A 1,063-nucleotide genomic window follows, 5' to 3' on the forward strand; every position below is an offset into this window, starting at 1 on the left:
GGTTTGTATTGCATCCAGACCAACGCCGCCGGTGAGCGACGCTTTCTGTACTGGCGCAACGAAGCGGCAGTCCGCGATTGCTTCACCACCCCGGCCGCCGCGCCGATCCTTGCGGCGCTGCCGGATTACGACGTGCTGTATTTCAGCGGCATCACCCTGGCGGTACTCGGCGTGCAAGGCCGGGAAAAATTGCTGGAAACCCTGATCGAAGCCCGCCAGCGCGATGCGCGAATTGTGTTCGACAACAACTACCGGCCACGGCTGTGGGCGTCGGTCGAGGACGCACGGGCGGCGTATCGCCGTGTGCTGCCGCAGGTCGACCTGGCGTTGCTGACGGTGGATGACGAACAGGCGTTGTTCGGTTACTCCGATTGTGACGCGGTGTTTGCCGCGTATGAGCAGATGGGTACGCCGGAAGTGGTGCTCAAGCGCGGCGCCGAAGCGTGCCTGATTCGTTGTGATGGCGAGTCATTCGAGGTGCCGGCGCAGAAGGTTGCGCGGGTGGTGGACACCACGGCGGCGGGGGATTCGTTCAGTGCGGCGTATCTGGCTTCGCGGCTCAAGGGCGGCAGCCCTGAAGAAGCCGCCGAGGCCGGGCATCGGTTGGCGAGCCGGGTGATTCAGGTGCCGGGGGCGCTGATCCCAAGGTAGGCGGTGAATGGCCGCTGGCTGCGCCATCGGATCGCGAGCAAGCTCGCTCCCACAGGGATCTGTGAGTTGCCACAGATTGCAGCCACACCATCAAACACTGTGGGAGCGACGGTGCGGCGATCCGACTTGCTCGCGATGGGGGCCGAAAGCCAACCACTCAATCCCGGTAAAACACCTGCACCAGGTGATACCCGAACTTGCTCTTGATCGGCCCATGCACCACCCGTAGGGGTTTCTTGAAGATTACCGCATCGATCACGCCGACCATCTGCCCCGGCCGTACTTCACCGAGGTCACCGCCGCGCTTGCCCGAGGGGCAGGTCGAATACTTCTTGGCCAGCACATCGAACGCTTCACCCTTGGCGATGCGTTGTTTGAGCTGCTCGGCTTCTTCCGAGGTTTTCACCAGAAT

Annotated in this window: 2 protein-coding genes; one reads left to right on the forward strand and one right to left on the reverse strand. The window is 62.9% G+C overall.

Going from position 1 to position 1,063, the window contains the following annotated elements; translation table 11 throughout:
* The coding region (locus tag ACXRVY_RS31110; protein ID WP_458239220.1) for a sugar kinase at positions 1-651 on the forward strand (651 nt) is incomplete at its 5' end.
* 157 nt (positions 652-808) lie between these two features.
* On the opposite strand, the gene ACXRVY_RS31115 is transcribed toward ACXRVY_RS31110, so the two are convergent.
* Positions 809-1,063, reverse strand: a 255-nt coding sequence (locus ACXRVY_RS31115; protein WP_458239221.1) for a peptidylprolyl isomerase, incomplete at its 5' end; no start/stop codon positions are given.

The sequence above is a fragment of the Pseudomonas sp. P5_A2_2 genome (assembly GCF_054177685.1).